The following is a 19,002-nucleotide window of genomic DNA, read 5'->3' as shown; positions in this document are numbered from 1 at the left end:
GCATATCAAAATTCTCATCACTTTAATGAGCGTCTTGCACGACGCAGGTCCGCGACCTATGGTCGGGGTAACTCGAAAATCGGAGGGCGTTCAAGATGGCGCCCAAGCGTCCCAAAGGTGCGGGCGCGTTCCCGAAGGCGGTCGAAAGCCCCGCGCCGGCAAGACCCGATCCAGATGCGTTATATGCGGCGCTGGATTTGGGAACCAATAGTTGCCGCATGTTGATAGCCCAGCCCAAGGGCAGCGGCTTCCATGTGGTCGACAGCTTTTCCAAATCTGTGCAATTGGGCGCGGGTTTGGAACGGACCGGACGGTTGTCCCGGTCCTCGATGGCGCGCACCATTCAGGCGCTGCGCATCTGTCAGCAAAAGCTGAAACGCAACAAGGTCAGGCGGATGCGTCTGGTCGCGACCGAGGCGTGTCGGCGTGCGAAAAACGCACGCGAATTCATCCGGCAGGTCAAACGCGAGACCGGGCTAACGCTCGAGATTATCCAGCCCGAAGAAGAGGCGCGCTTGGCCGTGATCTCTTGCGCGCCGCTTGTGTCCACCAAGACCGATCAATTGTTGGTCGTGGATATTGGTGGCGGGTCAACAGAACTGGTGTGGATCGACATCTCATCCGTACCGCGCCGGGACCGTCCGGCGGCGATCATGCGGTTGCATCACGGGTTTCACACCACCGACAGCCCCTTCCCTGCGGCAAAAGTCGTCGATTGGATCAGCGTTCCTCTGGGTGTTGCAACGCTGCGCGATCAGTTCAACGACGTCGAAGATGACTCGGCTCGCTTTGCTCTGATGAGTTGGTTTTTCGAAGAAAACCTTGCCGATTTCGCGCCTTACAAGGACGAACAGGCCCGCTTGGGGTTCCAGATCGTCGGCACCAGCGGCACGGTAACAACCGTTGCGGCCTCTCACCTTGGACTCAAGCGCTATGACCGGACCAAGGTCGATGGTTTGCGCATGACCAGCGATCAGATTGACAAAGTCATACGAGGGTATCTAGAACTCGGCCCTCAGGGTCGCCGACGTGATCCCCGGATCGGGGATGACCGGCAGGCGCTGATCATGTCCGGCTCGGCCATTTTGCAGGCGCTGTTAAGATGCTGGCCCACCGATCGCCTTTCCGTGGCGGATCGGGGGCTGCGCGAAGGCCTGCTTTATGCGCAGATGAGCGCGGACGGCGTACTGGAAGACGGACCGTTCTGATGGCGAAGACACCAAGTGGCAAAAACAACTCGGGGCGCGGGCAGCGTGACCTGAAGGTCAAGGTAAAGACAGCACGCGGGCGTAAGCTCAGCTCGACCCGTTGGCTCGAGCGGCAGCTGAACGACCCCTATGTGAAACGTGCGCAGGTCGAAGGGTACCGTGGGCGCGCAGCGTTTAAGATATTGGAGCTGGACGAAAAGTACCGGTTCCTCGTGCCGGGTGCACGTGTCGTCGACCTGGGCTGTGCGCCGGGTGGATGGCTACAAGTGGCGGTCAAACGTGTGAACGCGCTGGGCGAACGTTCCGGCAAGCGGATCGGCACAGTTCTGGGTGTCGACCTGCAAGAGGTCGAACCGGTCGCAGGTGCCGAGGCACATGTGCTGGACTTCATGGAAGACGATGCCGACGACAAGGTCAAAGAGTGGCTGGGCGGCAAGGCTGACGTGGTAATGTCCGACATGGCCGCGTCGGCATCTGGGCACAAGCAAACCGACCACATGCGCATTATGGCTCTGTGCGAAACGGCGGCTTACTTCGCCTTTGATGTCCTGGAAGAAGGCGGCACGTTCGTTGCCAAGGTTCTGGCCGGTGGCGCCGAAGGCGATCTGCAAAAGCTGCTGAAGCAGAAATTCGACAAGGTTGCGAATGTAAAACCACCCGCGTCGCGCTCGGACAGTTCCGAGAAGTTCGTGGTCGCAACTGGGTTCCGCGGCTGACTCAATCGTCCAGAGAAATCCTATCCTCGGTCAGCACCTGTTCGCGCAGTGAAGCGGCGGCAATACCTTGTAGCAGCAACGCTTCACCGTGATTGATGTATTCCGGTGGTCGGGCCCGCAATTCTTCGATCCGTCGCGACAAAGCCAGTGGCTTTTTCAGCTTGGACGTGTGGACCGGTTTGAGAAACATGTGTCACCTATAAGCTGGGGCAATTCTTGCCTCAGCTTGATCGGTAACTATGAAATTTGCCGGGAAAATGACGGAAACCGGGCCAAGCCGTGCCGTTTCAGCGGCCCAGTTGTTGCTTCAACTGCAAAAGGTTTGGGTCCTCTGGGATGATCTCTAACCCCTGCTCCAGAACATCGCGTGCGGCCTGAGGTCCACGATTGATCTGCGCCAGTTGCACCAGCATTGGCCAGGCTTCGGCGCGTTGTGGGTCAAGGGTAACCACCTCTTGAAACGCCCGTTCAGCAGCTGGCGCATTGCGGAATGTCAGGGCCGTACCGCCAAGTACAAGATGCGTTTCAGGAAAATCCAGACGGTTGGAAATCGCCGACTGCCACTCGGACATGCCCTGCCCCGACAATTGTTGCTGTTCCGCTGTCAGGGCCTGCGGTGGAATGTTCAGAAACTCTTTCGCTGCCGAAATGCGGACATTCCGCAACGGGTCAGACAGCAGCGGCTCAAGCCGTTGGATTTGATCGGGCAAGCTGGCCTGACGCTGCAGCGGAGCTGCATTTGCACGAACCAAAGCGTCTTCGTCCGCCAGTAACTCTGCCGTTTCGGCGGCAACACCCGCAGAGCCAAAAGGTTGCAGCAGATAGGCGGCCGTGGCCCGCACGATGCCGGGTTGATTGCGATCGGTCGCGATGTCCAACAAATCTTTGGGCCCATCCGCACGACCAAGCGTTGCTGCCTGAAAGGCCGACCCGAAATGCGGCTCTCGATGCGCGCTGTCCGGAAACCAACCTTCGATCTGCTGGGCGGCCCATGTCTGATCTTGATCTGAATGGCAATCCGTACAGGCATCCTGACCCAGCCCCAAATCGGGACGTGGTACCCGAAAGCTGTGATCGCGCCTGCCGTCGACGCCCATATAAACACGCTCGATCATGTGGCAGGACTTGCACTGCGCGCCGTCACTGCCCTCTGGGTGATTGTGATGTTCTGGCGCGTCGTATTCTTTTGCAGCCAGTGTCGGAAACCGTGGATTTGCGGCAGGTGAGTGACACTGCGTACACACCCCGTTTCCATCTGCCCTCAGACTCGCGCTGTGCGGCTCGTGGCAATCCATGCAGCCCACGCCGCGGTCATACATCTTGGATTGCAGGAACGAGCCATAAACATAGACTTCATCCAAAATCTGACCGTCCGGGTGGTATAGCCCGGGACGCAGGACTGCCAGATTATACGCGTCATGATAAGGCGTTCCGGGCAGCGGATTGCCGTCTCCGTGCGCCTCACGGCGGGAATGACACCCGGCGCATTGTTGGATCTCAGCCTCGGTCTGCCCTTTACCCCAATCCATCAGGAACCCGGTATCGCCCAGACCCTGCGGCAGACTTTGTCCCCCGACCCAATCGATATGCGCAGAACCCGGGCCATGGCAGCTTTCGCACCCTACCCCAATCTCGGCCTGTACCGAGTCGTATGTTCTGGTTTCAGCGTTGTACTTTTTCTCAAAACCGGTCGCGTGACATTCCGCACACCGCGCATTCCAGTTCTTGTAAGGTCCGGTCCAGTGCAACCCGTCATCAGGGGGTAAATCCTGATCGGGATAGAGGTGAAACCACTGCTTGTTCTCGGTGTTCCAAACAACATCGAAACTCTGCAACCGGCCGGGTTCTGTTTCGAACAAGTATTGCTGCAACGGTTCAATGCCGACGACGGAATGTACGCCGTATTCGGTGGTCACCCCGTCCTTTTCCGTGACTTTTGCGCTCAGCGCGCCTTCGGTGTCGGTGAATTCCACTGACATTCCGTCATGGTCGAATTGCGCTCCGCCAAAATCGGCAACTACAGCCCCTTCTTCAACCTCGGTCCAGGCCAGCGCGTGGTGGGATTTGGACCATGCCGCCGCCTCGTCCTTGTGGCATTCGGCACATTGATCCGACCCGACATAGGCCGGAGACTGGCCAAAGGCGGCCACAGGCACAAACAGCCCGACGCACAACGTCAGAAATTTCACTGAGAACCCCGATCCTGATTGTCTTCCAGATCCATCAAAGCGCCGTTGTATTCGGCACCAAGGATCAGAATTGCCGCGCACAGATACAAAAAGATCAGCGCCGCCATGACGCCCGCCAATCCCGCATACGTGGCGCTGTAGCTGGCGAATTGCGCGATATAGATCGAGAACCCCCACCCGCCGGCCGCCCACAAGGCCAACGTCAGAACAACGCCCGGCAGTATTTGCATCAGCTTGTGCCGCCGCGTTGGCAGGATCAGATGCGCCAACAGGACAGTGCCCGCCGGAACCGCGACCGTGAAGGTCCAGCGCAACCTGTCCACCGACAACCAGTCCGAGACATTCACATCAGTCTTCTCGCTTACCAATTGGGTGTAAGCGGGCAAAACGACTTCGACCGCCGCAATGCCTAGAATGGCAACACCACCAACAATCACCAGCCCTAGGCACAGCAACCGGGTTTTCCAAAACGGCCAAACGTCGCTGTCGTGATAAGCTTGGTTCATCGCCGCCCGCACCGCCATCACGCCGTTCGAGGCGAAAAAGATCGCCAAAAGACCACCCAGCGTTATAACGCCCGAGCCGGATTCCTGCAGAACGGCCCGCAATTCAGCCACGATCGGCCCCGCGACGTCTTTGGGCCACGCCCCAAACACAAGCTCGATCAGTTCGTCGGTGACATAACCCTGAGACAACGACCCCGCCAAAGCCACAGTGAACAACACAAATGGAAACAAGGCCATCATCAGAGACATGGCGACGTGGCTGCTCATCACGAACCCGTTTTTGTTGTTGAACCGCCCTACAGCCAGCCACAGGGCTTGAAACGGTCTACCAACGAAAGGAATCACACGTGCATTCATGCGCTCAGCCTAACCCGCCTCGGCTTTGCTCTGAAATGGCAAATCCCTTCGGAACGTAAATTATCTGGCCCAAATGTTTGGGCACATTGCAGAATCTCGACCAGCGGTGCAGGATCATCTTCCAGAGCGACCACCAATCGTTGTAACGTGCCACGCGGCATCACAGGCGGGCTAAGCGATGACTTTGGAACCTGATCAGAACACGGGCGGCCCGCGGCTAAGGCTGTCGGTTGTCCGCGATACGACAATTGTTGCCACGCTGATTGTGCTGGGACTTTACGCCGGCTCGGCTTTTTTGATCCCGCTGACCATGGCTTTGTTGATCAACGTTTTGATTATCGCTCTGAGCGACCGGGTTATCTCGATGGCGCGGGTGCCCGTCTGGCTGGCCAACATCGCCGCGGTCACAGTTGTTTTGGCTGGTTTGTTCGTGATCATGTACATCCTCGGCAGCCAGGCTACGCAGTTCGCCCGATCCATCAGCACGTATGAAACCCAATTCGACGGCGCGGTGAACCGGGTCACGGGGCTGGTTGGCAATGACGTCACTACTTTCATCCGCGACAATCTGGTCAGTATCGACATGTCCTATGTAGCGCGAGTGTTGCTCAGCAGTGCAACATCGCTCCTGAACCAGTTTTTCCTGATCAGCCTGTACGTGGCCTTCCTGATGGCCGAGCGTCTGGCCTTTCGCAAAAAGATACAACTGGCTGCGGGCAATCCCGAAACCGGGGCCGAATTCACCACAATTCTGGATGCGATCACATTCAGCCTGCAGCGCTATGTCGGGGTAAAAACCTTCATCAGTCTGGTCACCGCGGGCATCAGTTACTCGGTCTTCAAGGCGCTTGGACTTGAATACGCCGAGACATGGGCCGTGCTGACATTTGCGCTGAACTTCATCCCGTCCATCGGGTCGATCATTGCCGTGATTTTTCCGTCCATGATCGCCCTGGTTCAATATGAAACGATCGGGCCTTTCCTGATCATCGTGCTTGGCTGCGGCACCATCCAGTTTCTGATCGGCAATTTTGTTGACCCCGCCTTGCTGGGCCGGTCACTGAATATGTCTACGTTTCTGGTGATCCTCGCGCTGACGTTCTGGACCACCGTCTGGGGGCTGATCGGTGCGTTCCTGAGTGTTCCGTTGACCGTCTGCATTCTGATCATCTTCAGCCATATCCCTGCGCTTAGGCCTGTGGCAATTCTGATGTCTCTTGATGGCCGCCTTGGTGATGACAACGTGCCTGCACGGACCCAATAGTCTGTGCAAAACCCGATCTTCATAGGGTCCGAGATCTATCGCCATTCGACTTATGGCTCAAAACACCCGCTGGCTATCCCGCGCGTCTCCACCGTCATGGACCTGTGCCGCGCGCTGGGCTGGATCAATTCGAAAAATTACAGGGTCAGCCCACGCGCAAAACCCGACGCGCTGCACCGCTTTCACACGCCGGACTACATAGAGGCGTTGCAGGCCGCGGAAAGAGCTCAATGCGTCTCGGATGACGTACGCACGACCTATGCGCTGGGCACTCTGTCCAATCCGGTTTTCCCCGAGATGTACCGACGACCGGCTACAGCGGCCGGAGGATCGATGCTGGGCGCTGAACTGATCCGCGACGGCGGCATCGTGTTTAATCCTGCCGGCGGAACACACCACGGCTTGCCCGACCGTGCCAATGGCTTTTGCTATCTGAACGACCCGGTGCTGGCGATCCTGACACTGTTGCGAATGGGTTTGGACCGGATTGTCTACGTCGATATCGACGCCCATCACTGCGACGGGGTCGAGGCCGCCTTTCAGGGCTCGGAAACGGTTCGGATGGTGTCCATTCATGAAGCCCGACGGTGGCCGTTCACCGGCAGGCTTGATGATGACGCGGGTGGCGCGGCGTTTAACCTTCCGGTGTCCAGAAACCTCAACGATGATGAATTTGACGCCATTCTCGACCAGCTAATCCTGCCCGCGGCAGAGGCCTTCAAACCGCAAGCCCTTGTCTTGCAATGCGGCGCCGATGCGGTTGCCGAGGACCCGCTGTCGCGCCTGGCGCTGTCCAACAATTCTCACTGGAAGGCCGTCACCGCACTGAAACGTCTCGCGCCCCGCGTTCTGGTCCTGGGCGGAGGCGGATATAACCCGTGGTCAGTTGGCCGCTTGTGGACTGGTGTTTGGGCCACCTTGAACGACTTCGACATTCCTGAAGTTCTGGAAGCGGACGCGCAGGCCATCCTCGACGCATTGACCTGGAACCGGGCAGCTGGCCGAAACCCTCCGACCCACTGGATTCGAACGTTGCGTGACGTGCCAAATCAAGGACCCATCCGACAAGAATTGAAGGAAGATTTGCGCCGACTGACCGCGCGGATTTCACAGTAGATCGGTGAATCAAAGGCTGCTAACATACCGCTGTTACGACACATTTTCTAATTACCGCACAAGATCACAAAGTCAGTTTGGAAAATTTACGTCGATTGGACCCGCCAAATGAATGCACTTAATCAGATAAATGATCTCAAAGCCCGAATGGGACAAACCATTATCGGACAGACTGACGTGATCGACCGCCTGCTGATCGGGATGTTGGCCAACGGAAACTTGCTGATCGAAGGGCTTCCCGGTTTGGCCAAGACCCGCGCGGTCAAGGCAATGGCCCGCAACCTGGATGCACGTTTCAGCCGGATCCAGTTCACGCCGGATCTGCTGCCATCGGACGTCACGGGGACCGAGGTGTTTCAGCAGACCGATGACGGTGGCACATTCCGGTTCGAGCCGGGCCCTATCTTCGCCAATATCGTTCTCGCGGACGAGATCAACCGCGCCCCCGCCAAAGTTCAGGCTGCGCTGCTTGAAGCGATGGAAGAACGGCAGGTAACCGTCTCAGGAACCACACATAAAATGGAACCGCTGTTTATTGTGATGGCGACCCAGAACCCGATTGAACAGGAAGGCACCTATCCATTGCCCGAAGCGCAAATGGACCGGTTCCTGATGCATGTTCAGATCACCTACCCCCCGGTTGAGGATGAGGTTGAGGTGATCCGTCTGGTTCGGGGCGAAGAAATCGCGGCGGGTAAAGGCGCAACCAATGAAGCGCCGCCGACAATCCCGCAGGACGCCGTATTCGCCGCGCGTTCTGAAATCGGTCAGATCCACGTATCCGACGCAATGGACCGCTACATGGCCGATCTGGTGCAGGCCACGCGAACGCCCGGCGCGCTCAGTGAAGAACTGGCCGGTTGGATCGACATCGGTGCCAGCCCGCGCGCCTCGCTTGCCTTGGACAAATGCGGTCGCGCGCATGCCTGGATGAACCAGCGCGATTATGTCGACCCGGCAGATATTCGCGCCATCGCACATGATGTATTCCGCCACCGCATCACCCTGAGCTTCGAGGCACAAGGCAGCGCCAAATCTGCGGATGATGTGATTTCGGAAATCCTGCAGCTTGTTGCGCTGCCCTGAAACCAAAGGAACGCCGCGTGTCCCAGACCGCCGCATATCCCGACGACCCACGCATACACGTTGATGCGGACCACCTGTTAAAACTGGGTCCAAAGTCCCGCGCGATCAGCCTGTTGCCCCACCAGCCTGCGCGTTCGATCCTAAACGGCCGGCATGCCTCACGCTTGCGCGGGCGCGGTCTGAACTTTGAAGAACTGCGGAATTATCTGCCCGGGGACGACATCCGTACCATCGACTGGAAAGTGACCGCGCGCACCGGAGAACCCCATGTTAGGGTCTATACCGAAGAACGCGACCGCCCCGCCCTTTTGCTTGTGGACCAGCGCGTTTCGATGTTTTTCGGCACACAAGTCTACATGAAATCGGTCATCGCGGCCGAAGCCGCGGCGATCTCTGCACACCGGGTGCTGGGGCAAGGCGACCGGGTCGGCGGGATCGTCTTTGGCGATTCCGATGTGGCCGAACACCGACCCCAACGCCGACCCGCTGCCCTGACGCGATTCCTGTCATCCGTGGGTGCGCTGAATTCAAACCTACGCGCAACGTTGCGGGATGAGCCAACCGTGGCGTTGAATGATGTGCTGAAGCAGGCCGCGCGGATCGCACATACCAATACTTTGGTGTGCGTCTTTTCCGATTTCGATGGGCTGAATGAGGTGTCAGAGAAACTACTTAGCAGACTTTCTGCCTCGAATGATGTGATATTGTTCAATATTTCTGATCCCAGTTCGCGTGAACTTGCCCCGAACCTTCAGCTTACGGTGTCCGATGGCGACCGCCAGATTGAACTCGACAGCTCGGACCCCGATTTGTCGCACCGAATAAGAACAGCGCTGGAAGATCGACTTGCCCAGCTACAGACGTGGTCGCGCCGCTATGGATTTCCCGTAGTACCGCTGACCACGGCGGAGCCGACGCTCGACCAGTTGCTCAAGCTATTTGGTCATCCCGGAGGCCGAAGATGAGCTTCGATGTCGAAGGCAAATCACTGGTTGACCTGCTGGACATGCTGGAACCTGCCCCGGTGCCCGAGCCTATTTCCATGGTGCCCCAAACCTGGGGATGGGTTGTTTTGGCCCTAATCCTTGCTGGGTTTATCATCCTTGGCGTTTATGCCTTTCTTCGCCACCGCCAGACGAACGCTTACCGACGCGAGGCATTGGCCGAGCTGTCCGCGTCAGACAATGACGCCGCAAAGATCGCCGAAATACTCCGCCGCACGGCTCTGGCTGCGTATCCACGTCGGAAAGTTGCCGCTTTGCATGGAGAAGAATGGACAAACTTCCTGAGCCAAACATCTGACAATATTATTTTTTCTGATAGCGCAGGCCGTCAACTTGTGGAAGCACCATACAGAGATGTAAAAGCCGATCCTGATCTGGAAATCCTCGCGCGAAATTGGATCAAGTCCCATAAGCCGGAAAGGACAGCGTGATGTTCTCCTTTGCCGCGCCTTGGGTTTTCCTCCTGCTCCCGTTGCCATTTTTAGTGTATCGGCTTGCCCCACCGTATCGCGAAAAAAGTAGCTCGATCCGCATCCCATTCTTTCGCCATGTCGCACAGGCCGCTGGGGTTGAACCCAAGTCAGGTTCCGTCATTATAAACCGCGCGCGATTTCAGACCGCAGCGATCGCATTGATCTGGCTCCTTTTGGTGACGGCCATGGCCCGCCCTGAAAAATTGGGGGAACCGTTGGTTATCGAAAAGTCGGCGCGCGACGTGGTGCTTGCCGTGGACATTTCAGGATCGATGGACCAGCGGGACTTCACGACAGTGGATGGCGCGCCGAAACAAAGACTGGCCGCTGTTAAGGATGTATTGCGTAAGTTCATAGCCGAACGCCAAGGCGACCGGATGGCTTTAATCATCTTTGGCACTCGGGCCTTTGTCCAAGCCCCTTTCACCGAAGATCTGAACAGTTTGAATGGGTTCCTGGATCAAACTCAAGTTGGCATGGCCGGTCCCAATACCGCATTGGGGGATGCAATCGGTCTGGGCATACGCACCTTTGACTCCAGCGAGGTCGACCAGCGCTTGATGATCGTTTTAAGCGACGGGGCGGATACGTCCAGCCGCATGACGCCGGTAAACGCCGCAGCAATTGCGGCCGAAAAGGGCGTCGTCATCTATACGATTGGCGTTGGTGACCCAGACGCCTCGGGCGAGGACCGGGTTGATCTGGATACCTTGAAGGGCATCGCAGACCGTACGGGCGGCGAATACTTCTTTGCGGACGACGAAGAAGCATTGGCTGACACATACGCTCGCATTGACGAACTCAACCCCCGGGTCGTGGAAACGCAAAGCTATAGACCACGTGAAAGCCTTGCCCATTACCCGCTTGCGTTGGCATTGCTGACCATGCTCATCTCCATGACTGGCCAACTTGTCATCCAGCGGCGCCGAGGTGCAGCATGAGCGGCGCGTTGGCAGATTTCCATTTTTTGCGAGCCTCTTGGCTGCTGTTCCTCATCCCTATTGCGATACTCTGGTGGGTGATGCGGCCCAAACCCAATTCGCACTCCCAATCCATAACCGGCATCGCGCCGCACCTTGCCGCCGCCCTGACCCTGGGGGCAGAAAACAAGAAGCGTGTGTATCCGATAGACGCCGCGATGATCGCAGCAATCCTTGTCAACTTAGCCGCGGCCGGACCGACATGGTCACGTGCCCCGAACCCTTTGGTCGCGGACACGGCACCGCTGGTAATAGCACTGAAGGTCACGGACAGTATGGAGGACCCGGACCTGCCGCCATCCCGTCTGGAACGGGCTAAATTCAAAGTGACTGATCTTATCAATGCGCGTGTCGGAGCACAGACGGCGTTGATTGCCTACGCCGGAACCCCACACAGCGTTGCTCCCCTGACCGAAGACGCCAACATCCTGCGCCCGCTTTTGGAGGCCCTCGCGCCAGCAGTCATGCCAAAACAAGGGGATGCAGCCGCAGACGCACTGACCCTTGCCGAAACGATCCTGAACGACAGTGATACACCCGGCGCAGTTTTGTTTGTTCTGGACGATCTGGACCCGTCTCAACTCTCTGCTTTTGAGAACACGACCGTACCGGTGTTTTTTCTGACAATGCTGCCGAACGGTCAAAACATCGCTCAATTAAATGATCTGAGGACCGCGACGGTTGTTCCATTCTCTAACGATGAACGTGATATCAATCGCTTAGAGCGTCAAATTCAATCCGCTTACACTGCGGCGCTGGACGACGATGATCGATTGGACTGGCAGGACAGAGGGTGGATGTTGGCCTGGCCCGCCGCGTTTTTGTCGTTGCTTTGGTTCCGGCGCGGTTGGGTGATCCGTTTGTTGTTGCTGTCTGTGATTTTTGCGGCTCCATCAGGATCCGCAAAAGCCGATGGTTGGCGGGATTTGTTCCTGACCCCGGATCAACAGGGGCAAATTGCGATGAACCAAAAACGCTATGCTCAGGCGGCAGAGCTGTTTGTAGACCCGTATCATAAGGGCTATGCGCAGCTGAAAGCAGGTCAGTACCCCGATGCGGCAGCAGTCTTTGCCGAACTGGACACGCCCGAGGCCGCCTTTTCCGAAGGCATGGCGCGCATTCGAAACCGCGAGTACAGGCCGGCCATAGCAGCATTTGAAACGGCTTTGGAGCGTCGGCCAAATTGGCCCGAAGCGCAACACAACTTGGATGTTTCCAAAGCGATCCTCGACTTCGTTGAAACAACCCGGGAGCAGTCGGACACAGGCGAAGAAGCGGGCATCGGGGCCGATGACACAGTCTTTGACAATGAAGCCGGGCGCGGCGAGGACACGACCATTCAGGCCCCGACCGAAGGTGCGCAGGCTATGTCTGCCGATCAGTGGATCAGCACGATCGACACAGATATGCAGGACTTTCTGCGAAATCGCTTCCTGTTGGAAAATCAGGAGCAACAGCAATGAGATACCTCATATTCCTCATGCTGTTTTTCCCGATACAACTGGGGGCGCAGACAGGTCTTCAACCGAAGGTCACAGCCGAGGCACCGACCGATCCGGTTACTGTTGGGCAACCGGCAATCGTACGGTTAAAGGTACTTGTCCCCACTTTCATGCCGTCCCCGCCGGTGTTTCCGTCGCTCGAACAAGAAAACATGCTTGTTCGCCTGCCTGAGCGTGCTTCCGGCCCAATCAGCGAAACTGTGGATGGCGAGACCTGGTCCGGTGTTCAACGCAGCTACCGTCTGTATCCGCTTCAGGCTGGGCCGATTGAATTCGGCAAGCAAGAGGTTTTGGTGACCTTTGCCGATCCCGAAACGAATGCTCCAACGACGGTCAGTGTTCCCTTGCCCGAAATGGCCTTGAACGCCGTTGTACCAGAGGGCGCTCGCGATCTGGACCCGCTGATCCTGGCCACGGGGTTCACGGTCGACCAGCAGATCGACGGATCAACCGATATGGAAAACGGGGGTGCCATCACCCGACGCCTGACCGCAAAAATTGCCGGCACGACGCCCCTTCTGGTGCCTGAATTGATCCCCGACATGAAGGACCCGCTGCTGAGCGCCTATCCGAAAGAGCCGCGTTTTACCGAAAGCGAAGACCGGGGCGTTCTGTCCGGGCAGCGCGTTGATGAGATCGTCTACCTTGCGCAGCAAGGTGGCCAGACCAAACTGCCGCCTGTCACGATCCGGTGGTACAATCTGGATACCAATCAGGTTGAGAACATTGATATCGGTGCAGTTGAACTAACGCTTGCGCCACCGGAGTGGCAACCGCCGGATGCAGATACGATTTTCAGGTTGCTCGCCTTGGCGGCCACGTTGACGCTGGTTATTTGGGGCTTGGTACGGTTCCTTGGTCCGCGTGTCAAAAAATGGAACAAAGCGCGGCGGGACAATTATCAGAAATCTTCGGACTTTGCGCTGGATGCATTGAGGAAAGCCTTGCAAGCGCATGATATCTCGTTGTCTTATTCCGCCTTGGAATTGTGGAAGCTGCGCAGCGATGCGCCCGAAAAGGCAATTGGACTGCAGGAACAACTGGCTAGGATTGGGGCCGCAAGATACTCATCCCGCACCGGCTCAATACCGGAGGCTTGGGCTGCGGCATTGTCCGAACTCAAGGTTATGAAACAAGCGGAACACCGCGCTCGGAACCCGCTACCGCCGCTTAACCCGTAGGGTCAGCACTGGCAGGCGGCGATCAACTTGCGCCTATCCTTAAGGCGAACGCGGCCATACCCAAGCTCGATCAATCCCAGCTCGGCCAGGTTGTGCAGTTTACGGTGCAATGTCGGCAGCGATACGGCCACCATTTCGGCCAGTTCATCCTGTGACACGACGATCCACCCATCGGATTTTGAGGCCCCTTCATCCAGGTGCAAAAGGCGCAGAACCAACCGTTTTTCCGCTCCGGTCACTGCCAGATTTGCCATGATGCGCAGCGCAGTTTGCATGTTCTCATGCGATAAAGCATAGAAATCTCGAACATATTCGGGATTGTCACGAACAAGTCGGTCCAGGCGCCGAGACGGAAAAAACAATGCTCGCGTTTTCTGTGTCGCAACAACACTTACCAGTCGGTTGGACTCGGCTAACAACGCAAGATCACCGATCCAGAACCCGCCACCCTGTCTGTGGACAACGAAGTCCTGTCCATCATCCGCAGGTGCAGTGATTTGAACGGAACCCTCTAGAACCGCAAAGACCCCGTTGGCGGGATCTCCGTAGTTATACAGCGCCTCACCCTCATCGAAAGATTTTGCGACCCCACATGCAAGCAAATCCGATTGAAAGCTTGCGCCTCGCGCCCCGAACCACCCTGAGGCAAGCAGCATCTGTCGGTCACGTGGGTTTTCAAACATTAGTATTCATCAATCTCATCATATGATAGGTTTCCGAGCATTGTCATAGCCTAAGGTAAGGCTATTCGATTCTCGACGTAATGTGAATTTTTCCTACCGGGAATCAATACGTTGTTGGCGGAAAAGATAGTCGCCGCCATCAATTACTTTTAGATCAACGGATCATTAAGATCCGGCCAATTCAGGAGTAGACCATGTCACCACCCCTATTGATTGCAGATAGTTGGCGCGGCACATTGCGCAAATTCGCCGTAGCTTCCGTCGCGGTTGCGCTGGCCCTGCCCGCCTGGGCCCAGGATCAAAAGCCCAATATTCTTGTGATCTGGGGCGACGACATCGGACAATCCAACATCTCGGCCTATACGATGGGCCTGATGGGATACCAAACGCCGAACATCGACCGTGTCGCGAATGAGGGCATGATATTCACCGACTATTATGGTGAACAATCCTGCACCGCCGGTCGTTCATCTTACATTATGGGCCAATCTGTATTCCGTACGGGCCTGTCCAAAGTCGGTCTTCCGGGTGCGGATCTGGGAATGCAGGTTGAAGACCCGACTATTCCGGGATTGCTCAAGGACCACGGTTATGTGACCGGTCAATTTGGTAAGAACCACCTTGGCGACAAAGATGAGCATTTGCCGACAAACCACGGTTTTGATGAGTTTTTCGGAAATCTTTATCACCTGAACGCCGAAGAAGAACCGGAGAATGAAGACTATCCGGGCGATGCGGTTCTGGCCGATGGTCGCACCTTCCGTGAAGCCTATGGCCCGCGGGGCGTGATCAAATCCAAAGCGGACGGAACCATCGAAGACACCGGCCCGCTGACCAGGAAGCGTATGGAAACCGTTGACGATGAAACCGTCGCAGCCGCGATTGACTTCATCAAGCGGGCCAATGAACAAGGCCAGCCCTTCTATGTCTGGTGGAACGGCACACGGATGCACTTCCGTACCCACGTCAAAGATGAAATGCGCCAACAGGCCAACGAGATCGTTGGTGGCGTTGCTGACGAATACACTGCTGGCATGATCGAACATGACATGCATGTCGGGCAACTGCTGGACCTTCTGGACGAGCTTGGCATCGCGGACAACACCATCGTGCATTACTCGACCGACAATGGTCCGCATATGAACACATGGCCGGATGCTGCTGCGACGCCGTTCTGGGGTGAAAAGAACACCAACTGGGAAGGCGGCTGGCGCGTTCCATCGATGGTTCGCTGGCCTGGTCAGATCGAAGCGGGCTCGATCACCAATGAGATCGTGCACCACATGGACTGGCTGCCGACATACCTGGCGGTTGCTGGCGATCCGGACATCAAGGAAAAGCTGAAAACTGGCTATAGCTCGTCCGGTATGGGCCGTGACTACAAGGTGCATCTGGATGGATATAACATCCTGCCCATGCTGACCGGCGAAACGATGGAAAGCCCTCGCGCAGAGATTTTCTATTTCTCGGATGATGGTGACCTAACGGCTCTGCGCTATGACGACTGGAAGCTGATCTTCCTTGAGCAGAAAGCATGGGCAACTCTGCGAGCCTGGATCGAGCCCTGGACCGAGCTGCGTATCCCTCTGATCGTGAACCTGCGTCGTGACCCATATGAGCGCGCCTATCGCACCTCCAACACATATTATGACTGGTTGTTGGATCGGGCGTATTTCCTGGTTCCTGCTCAGGAATACGTGGGCAACTTCCTGGCAACCTTCCAGGAATTCCCTCCGCGCCAGAAAGCGGCAAGCTTCAACCTGGATCAGGTCATGGACAAGCTGACGACACCGACAAACAACTAAGTCGTATCTAAAATCCAATCGGGCCGCCCCTTAAAAGGCGGCCCTTTTCATCTTGAAATTGAACGAGAAATTCATGCGACATTTAGTTCTAAGCGCCCTGCTGTCCTGTATCCCTCTGTCTCTGCTTGCTGACCCTCTGCCCAGTTGGACCGAGACCGAAAGCAAAGACAGGATCATCGAGTTTGTCGCCGCTGTGACCGACCCACAGCGCCCTGAATACGTGACGCCAGCAGAAAGGATCGCCGTTTTCGACAATGACGGCACGCTTTGGGCCGAACAGCCTGTGTATTTTCAACTGATCTTTGCTATGGACCGGCTGGCTCAGATGGCCGGGGATGACCCTTCGATCCTGACTACGCCCGTTTTGCAGGCCGCTGCGACAGGCGATCTGAAGACGGTCGCGGAAGGTGGCCATGATGCCTTGATCGAGGTGTTGAATGCCTCTCATTCCGGCGTCACGGTCGACGAGTTCCAAAGCGCCGTCGCCGACTGGCTGGAAACCGCCCGGCACCCGGAAACCGAACTGCCCTATGATCAGATGACCTATCAGCCGATGGTCGAGTTATTGCGGTATCTGCGAGACGAAGGGTTCAAGACCTACATCGTCTCAGGCGGTGGGGTGCACTTTATGCGCGTCTTCGCCGAGGAAGCCTATGGCATCCCGCCCGAACAGATTCTGGGTACATACATGGACACCACTTATGACAGCGCGGACGGTGGACCGGTTATCACCAAAGCTGATGGCATCGCTTTTGTGGACGACAAGGAAGGCAAACCGATCAACATCGAGCGCACGATCGGCAGGCGCCCGATTCTGGCCGGGGGAAATTCGGATGGTGATTTTGCCATGTTGGAATGGACCACGGCAGGCGATGGGCCACGGTTAGGTGTTCTGATTCACCATACTGATGCAGAACGTGAATGGGCCTATGACCGGGAAAGCCCAATCGGCAAACTGGTCGATGGACTGGACAAAGGGCCAGACATGGGTTGGGTGATTGTAGATATGGCGCAAGACTGGTCGCGCATCTACACTGGGGCGAACTGAACCACCACGGAGCCCGATAACCCTATGTGGACACTGCTTGTTTCCGCCTTCGTCTTTGCGCTTTACACAACAGCAGTGTTCTTTTCTGTGCGCGCGGCCCAAACCGCGCGGACACCTCAGGGCGCTGTCGGTTGGGTGGTCTTTCTGATCTCGGCCCCGATGTTTGGCGTGCCGCTTTACCTGTTTTTGGGACACCATAGATTTCGGGGCTACCGTATCGCGCGCAAGGAAAGCCAGCGCGTGGTTCAGGGGATCAAGACCTTCGCCGACTACTCAACGCCCGATGCCGACAAATTGCTTATCAACCCTAAACCGTTCGAGGCGCTGGCGCATATGCCCGTGTCGCGCGGCAACGGGGCAGAGCTGTTGATTGATGGGCAGGCCACCTTTGATGCGATTTTTGAGGCGATTGATGCTGCCAAAACTTACGTCCTGATCCAGTTCTATATCGTTCGGGCCGATGCGCTGGGTCAGAAGCTGAAAGACAAGTTGATCGAAGCAGCCAAACGCGGAGTCAGCGTCCGGTTCATGATGGATGCCGTAGGCAGCTACGCCCTGTCCAATGACTACATCGAAGAGATGCGCGAGGCCGGAATCGCGGTTTCGGATCCAAATGAACAACGCGGACCAAAATTCCGCTTCCAGTTGAACTATCGCAACCACCGCAAAACCGTGGTTATCGATGGCGAAACGGGATTCATCGGTGGTCACAACGTCGGGGTCGAATATCTGGGCCAGGACCCGCATTTCGGACATTGGCGCGATACCCATGTCAGGTTGACCGGCCACATTGTCCGGCAATTGCAGTTGATATTCATCGAAGACTGGCATTGGGCGCATGAAGAAGATCTGATCGACCAGTTGGATTGGGCCGGGTCCGAGGCGGATCAGGATATCAACGCATTGCTAGTCGCAACAGGCCCGGGCGATGAAACCGAAACCGGGTCAATGATGTTCTTCGCCGCCATCACTGAGGCACGGAACCGGATCTGGATCGCGTCCCCCTATTTCGTACCCGACATCGATATCATGACCGCCCTGAAACACGCAGCTTTGCGCGGTGTCGATGTACGCATTCTTGTTCCTGATGTCATTGATCACCGCCTGCCGTGGCTGGCGGCTTTCGCCTATTTTGATGAAGTTCGCGCCTGTGGTGCACAAGTCTTGCGTTACACCGACGGCTTCATGCATCAAAAGGTCTTCGTTGTGGATGACTCACTGGCCGCAGTAGGCACGACCAATCTGGACAATCGGTCATTTCGGTTGAATTTTGAGGCAATGGCCCTGTTCTTTGATCCCCAGACCACAGCCGCAGTCGATGCGATGCTGCAAAAAGACTTTGCCAAAAGCTATGAGCTGACGCGCTATCTGGAACAGCAACCAGTGCACATACGCCTCGGCGCTCCGCTGGCGCGATTGTTTTCACCCATCCTTTAAGCCATGAACCTTTCCTGAAACACCCGGGTCATAAGGGCGACCATATAGGCCGTGGACAACCCAAAGGCCAACAGGCCTGTAACTGCAGCAAAAGTACCGAAAATCCGCAGGTCTTCGCCCAAGACGATGTCGCCGTAGCCAAGCGTTGTGAATGAGACCAGCGAGAAATACAGCGCCGTATTCCAGTCGGGCAATACATCGCCGAAAACCCAGACGATGGCCCAAATCCAGACCTGAATGGTGTGGGTCGCGACGATAAAGGCCAGCGCGGTTGCAATTGGACCGGCCGTTGCCAAAATGGCGCCTCTGGCTTCCCAACGCTCGATCAGCCTGTTGATGGCCAGCGTGCACAGAGTCAGAAGAAAGATTTCGACCAGAAAGCAAAGCCCGAGAAACGTGCTGCCCCAAAGGATCTGCTGTGACAAGGTCATGTTTTCGCATCCTGAA

Annotated in this window: 18 protein-coding genes; 13 read left to right on the top strand and 5 right to left on the bottom strand. The window is 56.7% G+C overall.

Going from position 1 to position 19,002, the window contains the following annotated elements; translation table 11 throughout:
* Positions 1–95 precede the first annotated feature (95 nt).
* On the top strand, positions 96–1,208 hold the full coding sequence (locus AC2FJC_RS04340; protein WP_496738550.1) for a Ppx/GppA phosphatase family protein: 1,113 nt from the start codon (positions 96–98) through the stop codon (positions 1,206–1,208).
* Positions 1,208–1,924, top strand: a complete 717-nt coding sequence (locus AC2FJC_RS04335) for an RlmE family RNA methyltransferase (RefSeq protein WP_113790239.1) — start codon at positions 1,208–1,210, stop codon at positions 1,922–1,924. The genes AC2FJC_RS04340 and AC2FJC_RS04335 overlap by 1 nt, the downstream gene beginning before the upstream one ends.
* Before the next feature lies 1 nt (position 1,925).
* On the opposite strand, the gene AC2FJC_RS04330 is transcribed toward AC2FJC_RS04335, so the two are convergent.
* The 3 genes from AC2FJC_RS04330 to AC2FJC_RS04320 all read right to left on the bottom strand — a co-directional run bounded on the left by AC2FJC_RS04330 (position 1,926) and on the right by AC2FJC_RS04320 (position 4,976).
* On the bottom strand, positions 1,926–2,114 hold the full coding sequence (locus tag AC2FJC_RS04330) for a hypothetical protein (protein ID WP_496738549.1): 189 nt from the start codon (positions 2,112–2,114) through the stop codon (positions 1,926–1,928).
* A gap of 97 nt (positions 2,115–2,211) precedes the next feature.
* The gene (locus AC2FJC_RS04325) at positions 2,212–4,113 is read right to left on the bottom strand and encodes a multiheme c-type cytochrome (protein ID WP_496738548.1); all 1,902 of its coding nucleotides are present in this window, start codon (positions 4,111–4,113) and stop codon (positions 2,212–2,214) included.
* Positions 4,110–4,976: a YihY/virulence factor BrkB family protein gene (locus AC2FJC_RS04320; RefSeq protein WP_496738547.1), complete on the bottom strand. Its 867-nt coding sequence runs from the start codon at positions 4,974–4,976 to the stop codon at positions 4,110–4,112. Before AC2FJC_RS04320 ends, AC2FJC_RS04325 begins: the two co-directional genes overlap by 4 nt.
* Positions 4,977–5,154: 178 nt before the next feature.
* Here AC2FJC_RS04320 and AC2FJC_RS04315 point away from each other — a divergent pair, with 178 nt between their 5' ends.
* From AC2FJC_RS04315 to AC2FJC_RS04280, 8 genes are all read left to right on the top strand, one after another.
* Positions 5,155–6,240, top strand: a complete 1,086-nt coding sequence (locus AC2FJC_RS04315; RefSeq protein WP_496738546.1) for an AI-2E family transporter — start codon at positions 5,155–5,157, stop codon at positions 6,238–6,240.
* A gap of 3 nt (positions 6,241–6,243) precedes the next feature.
* On the top strand, positions 6,244–7,356 hold the full coding sequence (locus AC2FJC_RS04310) for an acetoin utilization protein AcuC (RefSeq protein WP_496738545.1): 1,113 nt from the start codon (positions 6,244–6,246) through the stop codon (positions 7,354–7,356).
* A 108-nt stretch (positions 7,357–7,464) separates the two neighbouring features.
* Positions 7,465–8,442: an AAA family ATPase gene (locus AC2FJC_RS04305; protein WP_496738544.1), complete on the top strand. Its 978-nt coding sequence runs from the start codon at positions 7,465–7,467 to the stop codon at positions 8,440–8,442.
* A 17-nt stretch (positions 8,443–8,459) separates the two neighbouring features.
* The gene (locus tag AC2FJC_RS04300) at positions 8,460–9,407 is read left to right on the top strand and encodes a DUF58 domain-containing protein (RefSeq protein WP_496738543.1); all 948 of its coding nucleotides are present in this window, start codon (positions 8,460–8,462) and stop codon (positions 9,405–9,407) included.
* Complete coding sequence (locus AC2FJC_RS04295) at positions 9,404–9,877, top strand: DUF4381 domain-containing protein (RefSeq protein ID WP_496738542.1); 474 nt, start codon at positions 9,404–9,406, stop codon at positions 9,875–9,877. Before AC2FJC_RS04300 ends, AC2FJC_RS04295 begins: the two co-directional genes overlap by 4 nt.
* 227 nt (positions 9,878–10,104) lie before the next feature.
* On the top strand, positions 10,105–10,860 hold the full coding sequence (locus AC2FJC_RS04290) for a VWA domain-containing protein (protein ID WP_496738540.1): 756 nt from the start codon (positions 10,105–10,107) through the stop codon (positions 10,858–10,860).
* The gene (locus tag AC2FJC_RS04285) at positions 10,857–12,362 is read left to right on the top strand and encodes a VWA domain-containing protein (protein ID WP_496738539.1); all 1,506 of its coding nucleotides are present in this window, start codon (positions 10,857–10,859) and stop codon (positions 12,360–12,362) included. The genes AC2FJC_RS04290 and AC2FJC_RS04285 overlap by 4 nt, the downstream gene beginning before the upstream one ends.
* Positions 12,359–13,582, top strand: coding sequence for a hypothetical protein (locus tag AC2FJC_RS04280; protein ID WP_496738538.1), 1,224 nt, complete (start codon positions 12,359–12,361; stop codon positions 13,580–13,582). The genes AC2FJC_RS04285 and AC2FJC_RS04280 overlap by 4 nt, the downstream gene beginning before the upstream one ends.
* A 2-nt stretch (positions 13,583–13,584) precedes the next feature.
* On the opposite strand, the gene AC2FJC_RS04275 is transcribed toward AC2FJC_RS04280, so the two are convergent.
* Positions 13,585–14,265: a Crp/Fnr family transcriptional regulator gene (locus tag AC2FJC_RS04275; RefSeq protein WP_496738537.1), complete on the bottom strand. Its 681-nt coding sequence runs from the start codon at positions 14,263–14,265 to the stop codon at positions 13,585–13,587.
* A 194-nt stretch (positions 14,266–14,459) separates the two neighbouring features.
* Between AC2FJC_RS04275 and AC2FJC_RS04270 the strand changes: the two genes are divergently transcribed.
* The 3 genes from AC2FJC_RS04270 to cls all read left to right on the top strand — a co-directional run bounded on the left by AC2FJC_RS04270 (position 14,460) and on the right by cls (position 18,555).
* Positions 14,460–16,070, top strand: a complete 1,611-nt coding sequence (locus AC2FJC_RS04270) for an arylsulfatase (protein WP_496738536.1) — start codon at positions 14,460–14,462, stop codon at positions 16,068–16,070.
* A gap of 73 nt (positions 16,071–16,143) precedes the next feature.
* Positions 16,144–17,118 (top strand): HAD family hydrolase, encoded by a 975-nt coding sequence (locus AC2FJC_RS04265; RefSeq protein ID WP_496738535.1) that lies wholly within the window; start codon positions 16,144–16,146, stop codon positions 17,116–17,118.
* A 24-nt stretch (positions 17,119–17,142) separates the two neighbouring features.
* Entirely contained in the window at positions 17,143–18,555 is a 1,413-nt protein-coding gene (gene cls / locus AC2FJC_RS04260; protein WP_496738534.1) for a cardiolipin synthase, read from the top strand.
* Here cls and AC2FJC_RS04255 read toward each other — a convergent pair.
* On the bottom strand, positions 18,552–18,986 hold the full coding sequence (locus AC2FJC_RS04255; protein ID WP_058278005.1) for an ion channel: 435 nt from the start codon (positions 18,984–18,986) through the stop codon (positions 18,552–18,554). The genes cls and AC2FJC_RS04255 overlap by 4 nt on opposite strands.
* Positions 18,987–19,002: the final 16 nt, after the last annotated feature.

The organism is Ruegeria sp. CDSB117 (assembly GCF_059611005.1).
The sequence above is the reverse complement of the archived record's forward strand: the minus strand, read 5'-3'. Positions and strand labels throughout refer to the sequence as shown.